Origin of the sequence: Streptomyces sp. NPDC048644, assembly GCF_043199105.1 — a bacterium.
In the GTDB taxonomy this organism is placed as follows: Bacteria; Actinomycetota; Actinomycetes; order Streptomycetales; family Streptomycetaceae; genus Streptomyces.
In genome coordinates this window covers 107,837-124,763 of record NZ_JBICVO010000007.1, presented here as the reverse complement: position 1 = coordinate 124,763, position 16,927 = coordinate 107,837, and the positions used below count along the sequence as shown (strand labels likewise).

Annotated in this window: 13 protein-coding genes and 1 pseudogene; 8 read left to right on the top strand and 6 right to left on the bottom strand. The window is 71.8% G+C overall.

Annotated features, from left to right (window positions below; genetic code table 11):
• Positions 1 to 27: 27 nt before the first annotated feature.
• The 3 genes and pseudogenes from ACGFNI_RS17975 to ACGFNI_RS17965 form a co-directional block, all read left to right on the top strand.
• Positions 28 to 3,981, top strand: a pseudogene (locus tag ACGFNI_RS17975) (type I polyketide synthase); the annotation flags it as partial.
• Positions 3,975 to 5,231, top strand: a complete 1,257-nt coding sequence (locus ACGFNI_RS17970) for a cytochrome P450 (RefSeq protein ID WP_393684825.1) — start codon at positions 3,975 to 3,977, stop codon at positions 5,229 to 5,231. The pseudogene ACGFNI_RS17975 and the gene ACGFNI_RS17970, both read left to right, overlap by 7 nt.
• Before the next feature lie 87 nt (positions 5,232 to 5,318).
• Positions 5,319 to 5,675, top strand: coding sequence for a nuclear transport factor 2 family protein (locus tag ACGFNI_RS17965; protein WP_393684823.1), 357 nt, complete (start codon positions 5,319 to 5,321; stop codon positions 5,673 to 5,675).
• 7 nt (positions 5,676 to 5,682) lie between these two features.
• On the opposite strand, the gene ACGFNI_RS17960 is transcribed toward ACGFNI_RS17965, so the two are convergent.
• The gene (locus tag ACGFNI_RS17960) at positions 5,683 to 6,357 is read right to left on the bottom strand and encodes a TetR/AcrR family transcriptional regulator (RefSeq protein ID WP_393684821.1); all 675 of its coding nucleotides are present in this window, start codon (positions 6,355 to 6,357) and stop codon (positions 5,683 to 5,685) included.
• 193 nt (positions 6,358 to 6,550) lie between these two features.
• On the opposite strand from ACGFNI_RS17960, the gene ACGFNI_RS17955 reads away from it, so the two are divergent.
• The 3 genes from ACGFNI_RS17955 to ACGFNI_RS17945 all read left to right on the top strand — a co-directional run bounded on the left by ACGFNI_RS17955 (position 6,551) and on the right by ACGFNI_RS17945 (position 10,101).
• Entirely contained in the window at positions 6,551 to 7,219 is a 669-nt protein-coding gene (locus ACGFNI_RS17955; RefSeq protein ID WP_393684819.1) for an SDR family NAD(P)-dependent oxidoreductase, read from the top strand.
• Between the two features lie 119 nt (positions 7,220 to 7,338).
• Positions 7,339 to 8,868 (top strand): FAD-dependent oxidoreductase, encoded by a 1,530-nt coding sequence (locus ACGFNI_RS17950; protein ID WP_393684817.1) that lies wholly within the window; start codon positions 7,339 to 7,341, stop codon positions 8,866 to 8,868.
• Positions 8,869 to 8,871: 3 nt separating this feature from the next.
• The gene (locus tag ACGFNI_RS17945) at positions 8,872 to 10,101 is read left to right on the top strand and encodes a cytochrome P450 (RefSeq protein WP_393684815.1); all 1,230 of its coding nucleotides are present in this window, start codon (positions 8,872 to 8,874) and stop codon (positions 10,099 to 10,101) included.
• A gap of 74 nt (positions 10,102 to 10,175) precedes the next feature.
• Here ACGFNI_RS17945 and ACGFNI_RS17940 read toward each other — a convergent pair whose 3' ends face one another.
• Positions 10,176 to 11,276 carry a M20 family metallopeptidase gene (locus tag ACGFNI_RS17940; protein ID WP_393684813.1) on the bottom strand — a complete coding sequence of 367 codons (1,101 nt, stop codon included), beginning with the start codon at positions 11,274 to 11,276 and terminating at the stop codon, positions 10,176 to 10,178.
• 158 nt (positions 11,277 to 11,434) lie between these two features.
• Between ACGFNI_RS17940 and ACGFNI_RS17935 the strand changes: the two genes are divergently transcribed.
• Positions 11,435 to 11,716, top strand: coding sequence for a hypothetical protein (locus ACGFNI_RS17935; RefSeq protein ID WP_393684812.1), 282 nt, complete (start codon positions 11,435 to 11,437; stop codon positions 11,714 to 11,716).
• A 43-nt stretch (positions 11,717 to 11,759) separates the two neighbouring features.
• On the opposite strand, the gene ACGFNI_RS17930 is transcribed toward ACGFNI_RS17935, so the two are convergent.
• Genes ACGFNI_RS17930 through ACGFNI_RS17915 form a run of 4 tightly spaced genes read right to left on the bottom strand, consistent with a single transcriptional unit; the run spans position 11,760 to position 16,226 of the window.
• Entirely contained in the window at positions 11,760 to 13,598 is a 1,839-nt protein-coding gene (locus tag ACGFNI_RS17930) for a WD40 repeat domain-containing protein (RefSeq protein WP_393684810.1), read from the bottom strand.
• A 6-nt stretch (positions 13,599 to 13,604) separates the two neighbouring features.
• Positions 13,605 to 14,108: a hypothetical protein gene (locus ACGFNI_RS17925; RefSeq protein ID WP_393684808.1), complete on the bottom strand. Its 504-nt coding sequence runs from the start codon at positions 14,106 to 14,108 to the stop codon at positions 13,605 to 13,607.
• Entirely contained in the window at positions 14,068 to 15,909 is a 1,842-nt protein-coding gene (locus tag ACGFNI_RS17920) for an AAA family ATPase (protein WP_393684806.1), read from the bottom strand. Before ACGFNI_RS17920 ends, ACGFNI_RS17925 begins: the two co-directional genes overlap by 41 nt.
• Entirely contained in the window at positions 15,906 to 16,226 is a 321-nt protein-coding gene (locus ACGFNI_RS17915) for a CU044_2847 family protein (protein ID WP_393684804.1), read from the bottom strand. The genes ACGFNI_RS17920 and ACGFNI_RS17915 overlap by 4 nt, the downstream gene beginning before the upstream one ends.
• A 344-nt stretch (positions 16,227 to 16,570) precedes the next feature.
• Here ACGFNI_RS17915 and ACGFNI_RS17910 point away from each other — a divergent pair, with 344 nt between their 5' ends.
• The gene (locus ACGFNI_RS17910; protein WP_393685227.1) at positions 16,571 to 16,915 is read left to right on the top strand and encodes a DUF4232 domain-containing protein; all 345 of its coding nucleotides are present in this window, start codon (positions 16,571 to 16,573) and stop codon (positions 16,913 to 16,915) included.
• Positions 16,916 to 16,927: the final 12 nt, after the last annotated feature.

The window sequence follows — 16,927 nt, the reverse complement described above, 5'->3', positions numbered from 1 at the left end:
ATTGTGGCTCATTCCACGGAACAGCTGGTCGAGGCCCTGCGGTCCTCCCTGAAAGACAACGAGCGGCTACGTCAGCACCACCGCAAATTCGTCGCATCGGCGTCGGAACCCCTCGCGATCGTCGGTATGGCGTGCCGCTTCCCGGGCGGGGTGCGGACGCCGGAGGATTTGTGGCGGCTGGTTTCCGACGGCGTCGACGCCGTCTCGGAACTTCCGTCCGACCGCGGCTGGAACCTCGACGGTCTGTACGACCCGGATCCGGCGAGTTCGGGGACGTCGTATGCGCGTGAGGGCGGATTCCTTTACGACGCGGGGGAGTTCGACGCCGGATTCTTCGGGATCTCGCCGCGTGAGGCGCTGGCGATGGATCCGCAGCAGCGGCTGCTGCTGGAGACGTCCTGGGAGACCTTCGAGCACGCGGGCATCGATCCGGAGACGGTACGCGGCACCCAGGTCGGCGTCTTCACCGGAGGCAACGGCCAGGACTACCCGCTCCTGCTGATGCGGGCACCGCAGGAAACGGAGGGCTTCCTGCTGACGGGCAACGCCGCCAGCGTCGCCTCAGGGCGCATCGCCTACCAACTGGGGCTCGCGGGACCTGCGGTGTCCCTCGATACGGCCTGCTCGTCGTCCTTGGTGGCACTGCACATCGCCGGGCAGGCGCTGCGGTCGGGCGAGTGCTCGATGGCGCTCGCGGGCGGCATTTCGGTGATGTGCACCCCGACGAGCTTCGTGGAATTCAGCCGCCAGCGCGGACTCGCACCCGACGGCCGGTGCAAGCCCTTCGCCGCTGGAGCCGACGGGGTCGGCTGGGGCGAGGGTGTGGGCATGCTGCTGGTCGAGCGGCTGTCGGAGGCCCGGCGCAACGGTCATCGGGTGCTGGCGGTGGTGCGCGGCTCGGCCGTGAACCAGGACGGCGCGTCGAACGGCCTGACCGCACCCAACGGACCTGCCCAACAGCGGGTGATCCGGCAGGCGTTGGCGAACGCCGGGACCTCGGCCGCCGATGTGGACGCCGTGGAAGGGCACGGCACGGGAACCAGGCTGGGCGACCCGATCGAGGCGGACGCGCTGCTCGCCACGTACGGGCAGGAGCGCGCGGCCGGCCGTCCGCTGTGGCTGGGCTCGGTGAAGTCCAACATCGGTCACACACAGGCCGCGGCCGGTGTCGCCGGTGTGATCAAGATGGTGATGGCGATGCGGGACGGCGTGCTGCCGCGCACGCTGCACGCGGACGAGCCGTCACCGATCATCGACTGGACATCCGGCGCGGTGGAACTGCTGCGCGAAGCCCGGGAATGGCCGGAGACCGGACGCCCGCGCCGGAGCGCCGTCTCGTCCTTCGGGATCAGCGGGACCAATGCCCACGTGGTGCTCGAACAGGCACCGGACGACGACACCCGCGAAGAAGCCGACGCACGCGAAGGTGACGCTCCGCTCCCGGCCTTCACACCGTGGCTGGTGTCGGCCCGCTCGGAACCGGCCCTGCGGGCACAGGCCGAGCGGCTGCACACGTACGCCCGGACGCACGATGACGCGTCGGCCGCCGACATCGGCTGGTCGCTGGCCACCTCGCGTTCGGCCTTCGAGCACCGGGCAGTGGTGATCGGGGAAGACCGCCAACAACTCCTGGACGGCCTGGGCACGTTGGCGTCGGGCGACGGCGCGGGACCTGACGTGGTGACGGGGCCGGTGGCACCCGGCCGGCTGGCCGTCGTCTTCACCGGCCAAGGCGCACAGCGGGCGGGGATGGGCCGCGCACTGTACGGGACCTTTCCGGCGTTCGCGGCGGCGCTCGACGAGGCGTGCGCGCAGCTCGACCCGCTGCTGGGCAGGTCGTTGCGCGAGGCGATGTGGTCGGGTGACGGACTCGACGAGACGGGGCTGACGCAGCCGGCCCTGTTCGCGGTGGAAGTGGCGCTCTACCGCCTTATGGAGTCGTGGGGCGTGCGGCCTGATGTGCTGGCCGGGCATTCGGTCGGTGAGATCGCGGCTGCGCATGTGGCGGGGGTCTTCTCGCTCGCGGACGCCGCCCAACTGGTCGCGACGCGAGGGAAGTTGATGCAGGCGCTGCCGTCCGGCGGGGCGATGGTGTCCGTCGAGGCGACCGAGGACGAAGTCCTTCCCCTGCTGTCCGGTTGCGAGGACCGGGTGAGCATCGCCGCGATCAACGGCCCCCGGTCCGTCGTCATCGCCGGTGACGAGCCCACGGTGCAGCGCGTGCGGGAGCGGTTCGCGGGGCAGGGCCGCAAAACCAAGAAGCTGAAGGTGAGCCACGCATTCCACTCACCGCTGATGCACCCCGTTCTCGACGCCTTCCGCGCCGCCATCCGCACGCTCACCTATTCCGCCCCCGCCATCCCCCTCGTGTCCGCGACGACCGGCAAGCCGGTGACCGGCGAGATCGCCTCCGCGGACCACTGGGTCGACCATGTGACCAGGCCGGTGCGGTTCCTCGACGTCGTGCGCACCATGGAGGACGACGGCGTGCGGACGTTCATCGAACTCGGCCCGGACGGCGTCCTGTCGGCGCTCATTCCCGACTGCGCCGCCGATCCGTCGGCCGTGGCCGCCGTACCCGTGCTGCGCCGCGACCGGCCGGAGCCGCGGTCCGCCGTGACGGCGCTGGCCAGGGCCCAGGTCCGCGGCGCCCGGGTCGACTGGTCGTCGTTCTACGCCGGCACCGGAGCCCGCCGCGTCGACCTGCCGTCCTACGCCTTCCAGCGGAAGCGCTACTGGCCGGCCACGGCCTGGTCGCGCCCCGCCGGCGAACCGGCCGCGAGCCCACCGGACGACACCACGGCCGGGCGCGAACCCCTCGCCTCCTTGCCGGACCGGGACCGGGAGTCCGCGCTGCTCGCACTCGTCCGCGCCCGCACCGCCCGGACCCTCGGGTACCCCCTGGAAGAGATACCGCCCACACACTCCTTCACGGAGCTGGGCATCACGTCCCTGACCGCGGTGGAACTGCGCAACGAACTCGCCTCCGCCACCGGCATGCCGCTGGAGCCTTCGACGGTCTTCGACCACCCGACACCAGCGGCCCTCGCCGCCCACCTGGCCACCGGCCTCACCACCGCGAACGAGACCGCCCCCGCCGATCCGCCGCACGACACCTCGCTCGCCGCGCTCTTCCAACAGGCGTGCGCCCACGGCCGGACCGCCGATGGACTCGACCTGCTGGCCACGGCTTCACAAGCACTCGGCCTCGACCGCCCCACCGCCCGGGAACGGGCCGCGCACAAGGCCGTGCGGTTCGCGAAGGGGCCGGCCACGCCGACGCTGATCTGCCTGCCCAGCTTCGCCGCCCCGGCCAGCGAGTACCAGTACGCCCGATTCGCCGCCGCCTTCCGGGACGTACGCGACGTAGCGGTGATCGCCCCGCCCGGCTACCGGCACGACGAAGCGCTGCCCACGACCCTGGACCAGCTCATCGCCCGCCAGGCCACGGCGGTCGGGCAGTGCGCCGGAGGCGCTCCGTACGTACTGGTCGGCTACTCGTCCGGCGGGTGGCTCGCGCAGGCCCTGGCCGAGCGGCTGGCAGCCGGAGGCGAGGCCGCAGCGCCGTCCGGTGTCGTCCTGCTCGACTCCTCGCCTCCCGGAAGCTCTGAACTGGCCGCTCTCCAGGGCGATGTGTTCGGACGGCTCGCGGCGCGTGAGCTGGTCGCCGATCTCGTCGACGACAGGAAACTCATGGCGATGGGGTGGTACCTCAAGTTGTTCCGTCCGTGGTCACCCGGGGTGATCCGCTGCCCGGTCCTGCACGTCAGGGCCACCGACTCGCTGTCCGGGACCGAGGGTCCGCAGTGCGCCGTGTGGCCCGCGCCGCACACCCCGGTGGACGTCCCCGGCGACCACCTCAGCGTGATCGACACCTGTGCCGAAGGGACGGCCGAAGCCGTGGAGGACTGGCTGACCACGCAGACGCAGGAACGGAACGACCGACCGCAGGGACCTGACGAAGGAAAGATGCCGTGCTAGAGCAGCCGCCGCCTGGCCACCGGTCACTCCTGGCCCCCGAGTTCTTCCAGGACCCGCACGCCGTCTATCAGGAACTGCGGGGACAAGGCACCGTACACAGGCGCGTGGTCAAGACGTTCGCCGCAGAGATGGACGCCTGGGTGGTCACCGGCTACGAAGAAGCCAGGGCACTGCTCGCCGACCCCCGGCTGTCCAAGGACGCGCGGAGCCTGCCGCAGGTCATCGCCGCGAACTTCGTGCCCGACGAGACGGCGCCGGCCACGCAGCCCGGAGCCGCGCCGCCCGCCGCGCCGCCGAATCCGCGCAACATGCTCTTCAGCGACCCTCCCGACCACACCCGGTTGCGCCGGCTGATCGGCAAGGCATTCACCATGCGCCGGGTCGAGAAGATGCGGCCGTGGATCGAGAACGCCACCGACGAACTGCTGGACACCATCGTCGTCGGCCGCGCATTCGACCTGGTGGAAGAGGTGGCGCTGGCCCTGCCGATCTACGTCATCGGCAATCTCCTCGGGGTGGCGGATGACCGGTTCGCCGACATCAGGCGCTGGAACGCCGTCCTCACCAACGTCGACGGCAGCGCCGACGAGAAGCAGGCCGCCCTCGCGCAGATGTACGCCTACATGGGCGGACTCATCAAGAGCAAGCGCTCCCAGCCGGGCGATGACATGGTGACCGCCCTGCTCGAAGCCCAGGACGACGGGAGCGGGCTCGACGAGGGCGAACTGCTGTCAACGATCTTCCTGGTCATGAACGCGGGCTACGAGACCACGGCGAACATGATCAGCAGCGGTGTCCTGGCGCTGCTGCGCCACCCCGAGGTGCAAGAACGCCTGCGGCAGGCGCCCGAGTTGATCCCCGGGGCGATCGAGGAGTTCCTGCGCTTCGATGGGCCGCTGAATCTGGCGACGATCCGGTTCACGAAGGACCCGGTCCAGGTCGGCGACGTCCAGATCCCGCGGAACGCGATCGTCTTCGTGTCACTGCTCTCCGCGAACCGGGACGCCGGCAGATTCCCCGGTCCCGAGCGCTTCGACATCGACCGCCCGGCATCCGGCCACGTCGCCTTCGGACACGGCATCCATCACTGTCTCGGCGCGCCGCTCGCCCGGCTGGAAGGGGAGGTGGTCTTCCGCAAGTTGCTCGAACGCTTCGCCTCCTGGCAGCTCGCGGTGCCGGACGCGAGCCTGCGCTGGAGGTACAGCATGCAGTTCCGGGGCCTCGACAGGCTCCCGCTGCGGCTGAGTTGAGCCGCGACGGCTGTCACGAGGGCTGACGCGATCACGGAATCGACGCATCGACGCATCGACGAGAGTCGGGAAGAAGGGAGTCGGAACATGGCCGACAACGCAGTGAGCAGGTTCTTCGCGGCGGGCGAAGGGGACGATGTACCGGGGGCCGTCGCGTGCTTCACCGACGACGGCGTCTGGATCTCCTGGGACGGACCCGAGCCCGGCACCACCTACCGGCGGGACGAGATTCCCGCGCTGCTCTCCGGAATGATCGAGAAGCGCAAGGAGATGGAGAGCCAGGGAGTGCGGATCGTCTACGGGGAGCAGGTGGAGGCCGCGGACAAGGTGATCCTGGAGTACGCGGTGGAAGCCCCGAACGGCACCGTGGTCGATCGGGGAGTGGACATCTTCACGCTGCGCGACGGAAAAATCGCGGTGAAGGATGTCTTCCGCAAGGCGTGAGACGGCCTCAGCGCCAGACCACCGACTCGCCCAGGGCCGCCATCGCCTCGCGCACCGCGGCGGCGGCCATGGGCGGCTCCGGCAGGGGATGCGCCCGGTCGGCACGGAAGCCGTCGAGCGTCAGGGCGAGGTGACGGCGCCAGGCGTGGGGCGCCGAGGTGCGGGTCGCCTCGATGACGCGGGTGTGGGACCAGACCACCAGGACGAGGTCCTCGGCCGTGACGTCCGTCCGCAGCCTGCCGTCCTCGTGCGCCCGCGCGACGACCTTGGCGAACAGCGCCCGGATGCGTTCGTGGGCGTCGATCGTCCAGTCGCAGCTGAAGGTCATGGACAGCAGGTCGTTGAGGCCCCGGTCCTGGGCCTGGAGCTCGCAGAGCCGCTCCAGGAAGCCGGTGAACGCCTCCCAGGCGTCGGGCACGGTCAGCGCCCGCTCGCCCGCCTCGACGCAGCTTTCGAGCTTGCCGTCGAAGATCGCCTGCATCAGGTCGAGGCGGCGCGGGAAGTGCCGGTAGAGCGTGCCGATGGCGACGCCGGCCTGGCGGGCGATGCCCTCCAGGGACGTGTTGATGCCCTGCTCGGCGAAGGCGGTGCGGGCCACCGCGAGGATCGCGTCCCGATTGCGCTGGGCGTCGCGGCGCAAGGGGCGCCCGGTCTCCGTGGTCGCGGTCCGTTCGGCGGTCATGACGCCACTGTAGTCGACCATCGCCTATGTCGAGGGCCCCCTCGACTTGTGTTAGTGTCGGCATACATGAGGGGTGCCTCGACTTTCGCCAGGGTGCTTCACGCACCCGCCGCACGTCACGCGCACCACCTCGGAGGCACCGCACCAGGCGCCCTCGCCGGCGCCGTATCCACGTCAACGACAAGGAACCGCTATGCCCACCATCGCGATCGTCGGCGCCGGCCCGATCCTCGGTCTGTCCGCCGCGAAGATCTTCGGCAGCAAGGGCTTCAAGGTCGCTCTTGTCTCCCGCACCCAGGAGAACGTCGACAAGCTGGCCGCCGACCTCGCCGAACTGGGCGTCGAGGCCGCCGGCTTCGCCGGTGACGTCACCGACTCGGCGTCCCTCGCAGCCGCCTTCGCCCGCGTCCGCGCACGCTTCGGGGCCGTGGACGTCGTCTCGTTCGCCCCCGTGACCAAGACGCCCAACGTCGGCGTCGACATCGTCGGGCCCGAGGCCATGACGGTCGAGAACACCCAGGCGCAGCTGGACGTGCAACTGCACGGCGCGATCAGGACGGTCCGCGAGGTCCTGCCGGAGATGGTCGAGCGCGGCAGCGGCACCGTGCTGTTCACCACGGCGTATGCGGCGGTCGAACCCCTCGCCTTCGTGGCCAACTTCGGGATCGCAGGATCCACCGTGCGCTACTACGCGCGGACGCTGAACAGCGCCCTGGCGGAGAAGGGCGTGCACGTGGCCCACATCTCGGTCAACGCCTACATCAACACCGAGCCCGGCACCGAGGCCGACACCATCGCGGAGCTGTACTGGGACGCGTACACCAAGCGGGACCAGGCGGAGCTGATCTTCCAGGCAGCCTGACCCGGCGGTACCGGCGGGCACCTCGGGGGCCGGGAGACCGAAGACCTCTCCCGGCCCCGGGGTCCGCGCGGGACGAGCCGTCGCCGACCGGCAGACACAGAGGACGGTGCACCAAACCGATGTCGATCGACCGCAGAACCACCCTGCGCCTGGGAGCCGGAGCGGCGCTGGGCGCCACCCTGCTCACCACGACCGGAGCGGCCTCGGGAAGCAGCGGGCCGCCCTGGGAGACGCTGCGCCGCCACCTGAAGGGCACCCTCGTCCTCCCCGCCGACCAGGCGTACGGGCAGGCACGGCAGACGTACTTCAGCCAGTTCGACGCCACCGGCCCGCAGGGGATCGCCTACTGCGCATCGGTGCAGGACGTACGCACCTGCCTGCGATTCGCGCAGGACCACGACGTCCCGGCCCTCCCCCGCGGGGGAGGGCACAGCCAGGCCGGCTACTCCACGACTCCGGGTCTCGTCATCGACATGTCCCGGCTGCGGGCCGTCGACGTCCGGGCGGACACGGTCGCCGTGGGAGCAGGCGCCCAGCAGATCGACGTGCTCGCCGCGCTCTCCCCGCACGGCCTCGCCCTGGTGGGCGGCACCTGCCCCACCGTCGGCGTCGCCGGCTATCTGCTCGGCGGCGGCTACGGACTGCTGACCCGCAGCGAGGGCATGGCCTGCGACCACCTGGTGTCGGCCGAGATCGTGCTCGCCGACGGCCGCATCGTGACCTGCTCCCGCGACCACGAACCCGACCTGTTCTGGGCGCTGCGCGGCGGCGGAGGCGGCAACTTCGGCATCGTCACCCGCCTGGAGAGCGTCCCCGTGAAGATCTCACGGCTGGTCAACTTCACCCTCTCCTGGCCGTGGGAGCGTGCCGCCGGGGTCCTGGCGGGCTGGCAGGACTGGGTCACCGAAGGGCCCGCCGAGCTGGGCACCGTCCTGGGCATCGCACTGCCCGACGCGGCCCCGGGTAAGGTCCCCGTCGTCACCGTCACCGGCGCGTGGACGGGCTCGGCGCAGGCCCTGGAGCGGGCCATCGACGGCCTCGCCGCCCGCGTCGGCGCGCCCCCGGCCGGCCGGACGGTGGACACGCTGCCGTATCAGGAATCGATGATGCGCTGGTACGGCTGCGCCGACAAGAGCGTCGAACAGTGCCACCGCATCGGCTACACCCCCGAGGCGCTGCTGCGCCGGGGCGACTTCATCCGGCTGCGGAACCGCATGTTCAGCCGGCCGCTGCCGAGTGCGGGGAACGAAGCGCTGCTGACCGCCTTCGACGCCGCCCGCAGGGCGGGCCACGGCCGGTCCATCACCGGCGTCGCCCTCGGCGGCCGGGCCAACGACCCCGCACGGACCGACACCGCCTACGTCCACCGCGACACGAACTTCGCGCTCATCTTCGCCGACACCATGGCCGACGGCACCCCGGCGGAGGACGAGCGAGCCGCCGCCCAGACCTGGGTCACGGCACAGTTCCAGGCCGTCGACAACTACTCGAACGGCGAGACCTACCAGAACATGCCGGACCCCGCCCTGACCGACTGGCGGCAGGCGTACTACGGCGAGAACCACCGGAGGCTGACCGAGGTGCGCAAGCGCTACGACCCCGGCCGGTTCTTCCGCTTCCCACAGGCGATCAGCACAGCGGGGGTATGACGGATGACGATCGACCGCATCGCCGAGAACAAGGACGGAACGTCGAACGGCCTCCCCGAGTTCCCGCTGACAAGGGAATGCCCCTTCCAACAGCCCTCCGGATACGCCGAGTTGCGGGACCGGGGGCCGGTCACCGAGGTACGGCTGGCCGGCGGGCGCACCGCCTGGGCGGTGACCGGCCACGCCGAGGCCAGGAAACTGCTCGCCGACCCCGCCATGTCGTCCGACCACCACCGGCCGAACTTCCCCCTGGCCGAACCCGCCATGGCCGCCCTCAAGAACAAGGACATCGGCCTCCTGGTGGGCGCCCTCGTCAGGACCGACCCGCCCGAGCACACCGCCCAACGGCGCATGCTCATCCCCAGCTTCACCGTCCGCCGCTGCGCCGCGCTGCGCCCGAACATCCAGCGCATCGTCGACGCACGCCTGGCGGCGATGCTCGCCCAGGGCCCCCCGGCCGACCTCGTCTCCGCCTTCGCCCTCCCGGTGGCCTCCGGCACGATCTGCGAACTGCTCGGCGTGCCCTACGAAGACCACGACTTCTTCGAGGAACAGGCCCGGCGCAGGTTCGCCCCCGGGCAGGTCGTCGACGCCTTCACCGCCCTCGCCGACTACCTGGAGCGGCTGATCCAGGGCAAGGAGAAGTCCCCGGGCGACGGCCTGCTCGACGAACTGGTCGTCGAACAGGTCCTGCCCGGACGGCTGGCGAGGGCAGAACTGGTCCGCTACGCCATGTCGTTGCTCCTCGCGGGACACGACACCTCAGCGAACATGATCGCGCTGAGCGTCCTGGCCCTCCTGGAACACCCGGAACAACTCGCGGCGCTCCGCGAAGACCCCGCGCTGCTCCCCGGCGCGATCGAGGAGTTGCTGCGCTACCTGTCCATCATCGGCAGCCTCGCCCGGGTCGCCACCAAGGACATCGAGGTCGGCGGCCGACGCATCCGAGCGGGCGACGGCGTGCTCATCGCAGGCGGAGCCGTCAACCACGACCCCTCGCAGTTCCACCGCCCACAGGAGCTGAACGTCCACCGTTCGGCACGCAACCACGTCGCGTTCGGCTACGGCGTCCACCAATGCATAGGCCAGAACCTCGCACGCGTGGAGATGGAAACCGCCCTGCGCACGCTGTTCGCACGCATCCCCACGCTGCGACTGGCCGTCCCCGCGGACGAGGTGCCGATGAACCAGGGCCTCTTCTTCGGCATCGGGGAGCTTCGGGTGACCTGGTGACCAGACGAACCGGCAGGCGGGCGGGCCGGGGGAGAGGCGCGTTGGTCACCCTGGCGCGCCCCCGGCCCGGCCGTTCAACGGTTCCGCATGGCCCGCACCAGTCCGGCAACGAGACGCGCCCGCTCGGCCATGGCACCGACCAGCAGGAACTCGTGGTCGGCGTGGGCGCCGCCCCCGACCGCCCCGAGCCCGTCGAGCGTCGGCACCCCCAGCGCCGCCGTGAAGTTGCCGTCGCTCCCGCCGCCCACCGCCTTGCCTTCGAGGCCGGGAAGCAACCGCTGCGCCAGGGCGAACAGCTCGGCCGACGCCGACTCGGGCATCGGCGGCCGTCCGACGGATCCCTCAACGGCGATCTCCGCCTCGTCGAGATGCGGGGCCAGCGCCGCGAAGGCGGCTTCGACGCGGTCCTTCTCCTCGGCCGACTCGACCCGGACGTCAACGATCACGGTCGCCTCCGCCGGAACGACGTTGTCCAGGGTGCCGGCGGACGCGACGGTCGGGGTCACGGTCGTGCCGATCTCAGGACGGCCGAGCGCGGCGATGTCCAGTACCTGATGTGACGCTTCGACCAGGGCATTGACCCCGGCCGCCGGCTCAAGGCCGGCATGCGACGCCCGCCCGGCGACGGAGACCTGGAACGTGCCGCAGCCCTTACGGCCGGTCTTCAGGGCCCCGCCGTCAGCGGCACCCTCGAACACCAGCACCGCACCGCAGGCCAGGGCCCGTTCCTCGATGAGAGCACGGGAGGAACGGGAGCCGACCTCCTCGTCCGCGGTCACCAGGATCTCGACACCGGACCGGTCATCGAGCGCCGCCAGACCATGAATGGCCTGCACCAGACCGCCGAGCATGTCGAAGACCCCGGGGCCTGTCGCCTTTCCGTCTGCCACCAGGAACGGGCGGCGCTCCAGGGTGCCCAGCGGAAACACCGTGTCGTGGTGGCCGAGAACCAGCACCGCGGGATCGCCGCCGGCCGACCAGTGCACATGCGGCCCGGCTTCGCTCTCGATGAGGACGGCACGGCCGCCCAGACGGTCCTCGATGACCGCCGCGACAGCTTCGGCCGATGCCCGCAACGCGTCGACGTCGCGCGACGGAGACTCGATCTCGACGAGTGTCCTGAGGTCATCGAGCATCGCGTCAACACTCACATCGACGGTCTTGTGCATCGTCATGCCGCAAGGGTACGTGGCACGCCGGGACGGAACCGGGTGACCTGCGCCGTCGCGCTCGCCCACGCCATCGCCCCTCCGCACCGGCGCACCGGCCCCGTCAGTCGAGGACGGCGAGGTCGAGTTCCCGGAGGCGCGCAGGGTCGGCGATCACGTCGGTGGTGGTGATCAGCACACGGGGCGGCGCCTATGGTCCTGGCACCCCACGGGAGGCATGGGACTTCCAAACGCCCTACCTGCGCGCGTACTTCGGCAGGCAGGGAGTGGCGGACGAGGACATACGTGTCGTCTGCGCCGAGATGACCCTGGCCAAACTCGTCCCGCACCTGGCCCGCTTCCGCCCGCCGGCCGCCGACTCGCTGGCCGCGGCGCGAGCCGAGGTGACCGCGCTGGCCTGCGCCCCTGCCCGGCGGGCGGACCGGGCGGCCCCGCAGGGCCGGTGACGGCGGGCTCACCCGCGGGCCGGGACGCGTCACACGGCGTCGCTCAGGCCGCGGGCCCGATGCCCGTGCCGATGTCGAGGGCCAGCAGCCCGGCTTCCGAGCCGACGAACAGGCGGCGGCCGAGGGAACACAGCGCGTGCACGGGGTGATGGACGGGAATGACCGATAGACAGACGCCTGTCGCGCAGTCCCAGACGCGCACCGCCCGGTCGGTCCCGCCGGTGGCCAGCAGGGCCCGACCGGCGCCCCCGGTGACCGTGCACATCGCCTTGACGCTGCCGGCGGGGACATCGAGTTCCCGCTCCGCGGCTCCGGTGCCCGGATCCCAGATGCGGACCGTTCTGCGGCCGACGGCGAGCAGGGTGCGTCCGTCCTCTCCGGTGAGCGCGCAGAGGTGCCGTACGTCGTGGTGATCGTGCGGGTCGACCAGCCTGCGTTCACAGTGGCCGCTCTCCGCGTCCGTGACGAAGACGGTGTCGCTGGGGCCTCCGCGGACCACCTTCGGTGCGTGATCGTCTCCGTTGAATACGCACATGACCCAGGTGGCAGGGCCCGTACGGGTCTTCCGTCGGCAGCGGCCGGTTGCGGGATCCCAGACGCGCACCCGCCCCAGGATCAGGCCCTGGACGGTGGCCAGCCGCTGGGTGCCATCGGCGGCGGTGAACGCGACCACGTCGTTGAGCCATCGGGCACGGCGGGTCAACTCCCGCTCCAGCGCGCCGGTTTCGGGATCCCAGATGCGTACCGCGCGGTCCCGCCCACCGGTGGCCAGCCGCGGCCGGCCGCCCGTGTCGGTGAACCCGGTCAGCGCCTCCACCGGCCTTTCGTGCGCGGTCAGTTCACGAACCGGCTCGCCGCTCTCCGGGTCCAGGATCTGCACCACACCGTCGTCCGCGCAGGTGGCCAGCCAGGCGCGGCCGTCGGCACCGGCGCAGACGGCGGCCATCCGCACGACGGCCGGCCGCCGCTGGGGCCGGCTCCGGCGCGCGATGAGGGGATCCCAGACGCGTACGGTCCCGTCGGAGCACGCCGCGGCCAGCCGGGCGCGCCCGTCGGGCCCGTCGTACGCGCAGAGCGAGCGGATCCCGGCCGCGTGGATCCTCCGGTCCGGCGGGCCGCCGCCCGCGCCGGGAGCGCAGAGGAACAGCCAGCCGTCGGACCCACCGGCGGCGAGCTGCGCCCGCCCGTCGGAACCGGGGAACGCGCACAGCGCGTCGATGCCGCCCACACCGGCCGGCAGGCCCCATTCCCGGACGCCGGTGCGGAGGTTCCAGAGGTACATCCGGCCGTCGGAATCGCCGGACGCCAGACGCACACCGCCGTCGGATTCTTCGACCGCGCACAGCGCGGTGACGCTGCCGGTGTGGCCCGCCAGTCGGTGCTCCGGCGTGCCGTCGGCCGGATTCCAGACGTACACCGTTCCGCCACCGGTGCCGGCGGCCACCCGTGCCCGCCCGTCCGGGCCGGTTACCGCACACAACACCTCGACGTTGCCGTCGTATCCGTTCATCGAACCCACCCGGCGGCCGGAGGCCAGGTCCCACAGGCGCACCTCGCGGTTGGGCATGTCAACGGTGGCCAGCAGGGGCGCACCGTCGGCACCGGCGAAGGCGCACAGGGCGTGCGTCCGGCCGGCGGCGGTCAGCACCCACTCCTGCTCACCGGTCGCCGGATCCCAGATGACCGGCGGTCCCAGGGCCCTGCTGACGTCCGCCGCGATCGTCACGAGCCGTACCTGGCCGTCCCTCCGGGTGAACGCTTCGACGGCTTGCAACCCGCTCGACACCGACAACAGGGAGTGCTCCAGACCGGCGGTGGCGGCGTGCCACACGTGCAGCCGTCCGTGCCAGTACTCCCGCCGGCCGATTCCCGCCGCAGGCACGGTCCATCACCCCATTCCCTGGCTGATGGTGTACCCCGCACCGGCCAGCCGCGGCCTGCCGTCGTCCCCCTCGAAGACACACACCGCCGTCGCACGGTCGGCCTCCCCGTCGAGTGTGGTGACCTCCGTACGGGGACGCGTACGGGCCCACGCCACCCGGTAGGGGACCGCTGCCCGGCCGACGGGGGCCGGGGCGTCGGCGATGTCCTCCATGGCGGCGGTCACGGCGAACAGGGCGGCCCGTTCGGCGGGACCGGCGTCGGCCGCGGCGGGGGTGAGCGACAGCAGCAGCGCGCGGTTCCGGCCGCGCTCGGTCACCGCCCGGTCGGCGAAGGCCAACAACTGCACCAGGTCGCCGTGGAGAAGGAAGCCGTCCTCCCCGAGCACGTCATCGATCATCCCCGCGCGCGCCGCATGCTCGGGCAGCGAGCGCAGCACGTACTCGGGGGCCGCGGCCCAGTCGCGTTCCTCACCAACTGGTGAGGAACGCTCGGGTGAGGGCGCGTTCATCAGTGGCACGCTCCTTCCAGTCCGCACGCTGCGCGAGCAGGGAGTCCACCAGCGCCTGGTGGAACAGCCGGAACGTCCGGCCGTCGGGATCGGAACCGGACTCGATGAGAAAGTTCGCCGCGGCGGACCGCGCGAACCGGGCCAGCGCCTGCGGATCGACGGACGCGTCGTGCAGGGCACCGATGGCCGTCGACCACAACGGGGCGGTGAAGCCTGGCATATGGGCGAAGGCGAGGGCGGTGAGGGCACCGGCAGCGGAGACCGCGCCGCCCGCCACGGGCGGCACCAGCCGTTCCAGGTACGCGTGCAGGACCTCGTCCACATCCGGCGAGAACGTCAGCGCATCGGGGTCGACCGGCTCCGTGTCGTAAAGGCCGTGGCTGCGCGCGACCAGTCCGGCGACGAGGAAGTTGCGCGCGGACCTTTCGGCGATCCGGCGGGCGACCGGCCGGGCGACCGCACCGTCGGCATACGGGTTCCCCGCCCGCTCGTTGCCCGACAGCCGGAGGGTGGCCAGCGCGTACGCCTCCAGGTCGGCCGGCGCGAAGTACGCGGGGCTGTCCAGATCGATGGTGACCCGCCCCGCCCTGAAGGCGCCCAGCAGATCACCCAGGTCATCGCGGTGCCTGGCACCCACCACGACCCGTGCGCAGGGGACGGTCTCGGCCAGCGGCCGGGCGACCATCCGGATGATCAGACGCGCCTGCTCCGGTGACGCGGCCTCGTCCAGCGCGTCGATGACCACGTTGAAGGGGGTGCCCGCGGTGAGCGCGCGGGCCATGAAGGCGGGGAAGTCCTGGAGCTGCTCGGGCACGTGGGCCGACGCGGCCCGCGCGATCTCGGACGCCACCTCCAGCGCGGTCCTGCCCCTGGCGAACACCGCGCAGCCGATCGAGCCCTCGTCGGCGCGTACCGCGTCGTCGTCGGCGGGCAGGAGGGCGCCGACGGCCGGGTCCGCGGTGGTGACGATCCGCGCCAGCACCGCCGATTTGCCGACGCCCGGCGAGCCGGTCACCATCAGGACCTGCCGGTGGTCCTCCCGCTGCCGGAACCACTCGACGATGCGGTGCAGCGCCGCCGTACGCCCCCGGAACCGCCAGCCGCCCTCGCTGTCGACGGCCACCCCGCGCGCGCGTGGCCGCCAGTGCCTGGCCGCCTGCGTATCGCCGTCCAGCGTCCAGCCGGGACCGGCGTCCGGCGGGCGGCAGGTGGCAAGACCGTGGAGGTCCCCGGCCTCGAACAGGGTGACCGCCCGGCCGTTGCCGCCGCCCGCCTGAGCGACGACCCCCACGAGGGCGCCGTACGGAGCACACCACAGACCCGCTCCGCTGAAGCCGCGCTCGATGCGGTGGGAGGGAGCCGTGTCCAGCCGCACCCACCCGTGCCCCAGGGCCGATCCGATCTCTCCCCTGGCGCTGTCGCCGAGCGGGTCGCCACCGGGGAAGCCGAACGCCCACCACGACCCGCCCTCCAGGTCTTCGGGCCGCGGACAGCGCAGGGCAGGCGGGCGCACACCCGGCGGCATCCCTGCGTCCGCATCGACACGGAGCACGGCCAGATCCTGCTCGGCGGTGCCACGGGCGACCACCAGGGCCCGGCGCACCGGCTGCCCGGGGACCATGGGGAAACGCACCCGTACGGTCTCGGATCCGCAGATGTGCGAGCAGGTGAGGATCCGTTCGTCGTCGATGACGAATCCCGCACCGACCGGCGTCGCATCGTCATCGGAGAGGACCGCGACCACCCACGAACGGTCCTGCGGAAGGCGCCACCCGGCGCGCGGGGTCGAAGCGGCGCTCATGAGCGAGCAGCCGGCTCCTCGGACTTCCAGGTCAGCGTGATCTCGAAGGCGACCTCGCTGTTCGCCGCGGCGATGAGCCAGGTGCTTCCGCCGCTCACCTTGACGCCGAACTTCACCTGGACCTCCTCAGGGCGGCCGGTCGCCCGCACCTGCGACAGCACTTCCTGCGCGGCTCGTACGGCAGGCGCGACGGCCGCCCGCACCTCGCCGGCCCGCTCGCCCAGCCGGCCGGCCGGCTGGAACCCGGGAGGCGGCTCGATCTCGAACCCCACCTGCGTGCCATCGTCCAGCGCGTACGCGACGACCTGCCTGTCCACCCGGTCCCCCTCAACTCCACGGATTCCGGCCATCCTTGCACCGAAGGACCGCCGGTGTGGGGGGTTCCGGCGGCGAGAACCCTCCCGTACTGCGGGGGAGCGGGGGCGAGTTGACATCTCGCGGTACGGGACGGGCCGGGGCCCGCCCGCCGTCCCGCACATGTTTGTCACGGGCACGTATGAGAGACCGTCGGAGCGGAACTGCACCTGCGCCGGTCGAGTCTCAGTGCTCGGTAAGGTCCACCTGTGCCGGGTGGGCGGTTCAGCCCTGAAGGAGAAACGATGCGCGCCCACAAGCTCCCCGTCCTCGCCGTGGCCCTCGCGGCCGGCCTCTCGCTCACCGCCTGCCAGGGCGGCGACAAGGCCGATGCGGGGACGAGCAGTTCCTCCTCTTCACCCTCCAGGGCTTCCCCGGCGCCGACCTCAAGGGCAAGGACGGCACCACCAGCGCCGACCGCAGCAAGCTCACCCCGAAGAAGGTCAGCGTCAAGCCCGGCGAAGAGACCCGCTTCACCCTCCACGTCCCGCCGAACAACTCCGGCGGCAGCGGCGTGACCTTCACCAGCCTCGTCGTCACCCCGCCCAACGAGACCCACTCCCACACCCTGCCCCTCAGCATCAACATCGCCGTATCCGACGGTAGTTCGCCCGCCGCGATCACGGTTGACCCCGTCGGCGCGGGCAAGTAGGCACATCCGCCG

What these genes read in the sequence shown, in the direction of transcription:
- ACGFNI_RS17925 (WP_393684808.1), bottom strand. Translation starts at nt 14,108, where the DNA reads ATGAACGCGCCCTCACCCGAGCGTTCCTCACCAGTTGGTGAGGAACGC.
- ACGFNI_RS17960 (WP_393684821.1), bottom strand. Translation starts at nt 6,357, where the DNA reads ATGACCGCCGAACGGACCGCGACCACGGAGACCGGGCGCCCCTTGCGC.
- ACGFNI_RS17950 (WP_393684817.1), top strand. Translation starts at nt 7,339, where the DNA reads ATGTCGATCGACCGCAGAACCACCCTGCGCCTGGGAGCCGGAGCGGCG.
- ACGFNI_RS17940 (WP_393684813.1), bottom strand. Translation starts at nt 11,276, where the DNA reads ATGACGATGCACAAGACCGTCGATGTGAGTGTTGACGCGATGCTCGAT.
- ACGFNI_RS17945 (WP_393684815.1), top strand. Translation starts at nt 8,872, where the DNA reads ATGACGATCGACCGCATCGCCGAGAACAAGGACGGAACGTCGAACGGC.
- ACGFNI_RS17920 (WP_393684806.1), bottom strand. Translation starts at nt 15,909, where the DNA reads ATGAGCGCCGCTTCGACCCCGCGCGCCGGGTGGCGCCTTCCGCAGGAC.
- ACGFNI_RS17955 (WP_393684819.1), top strand. Translation starts at nt 6,551, where the DNA reads ATGCCCACCATCGCGATCGTCGGCGCCGGCCCGATCCTCGGTCTGTCC.
- ACGFNI_RS17965 (WP_393684823.1), top strand. Translation starts at nt 5,319, where the DNA reads ATGGCCGACAACGCAGTGAGCAGGTTCTTCGCGGCGGGCGAAGGGGAC.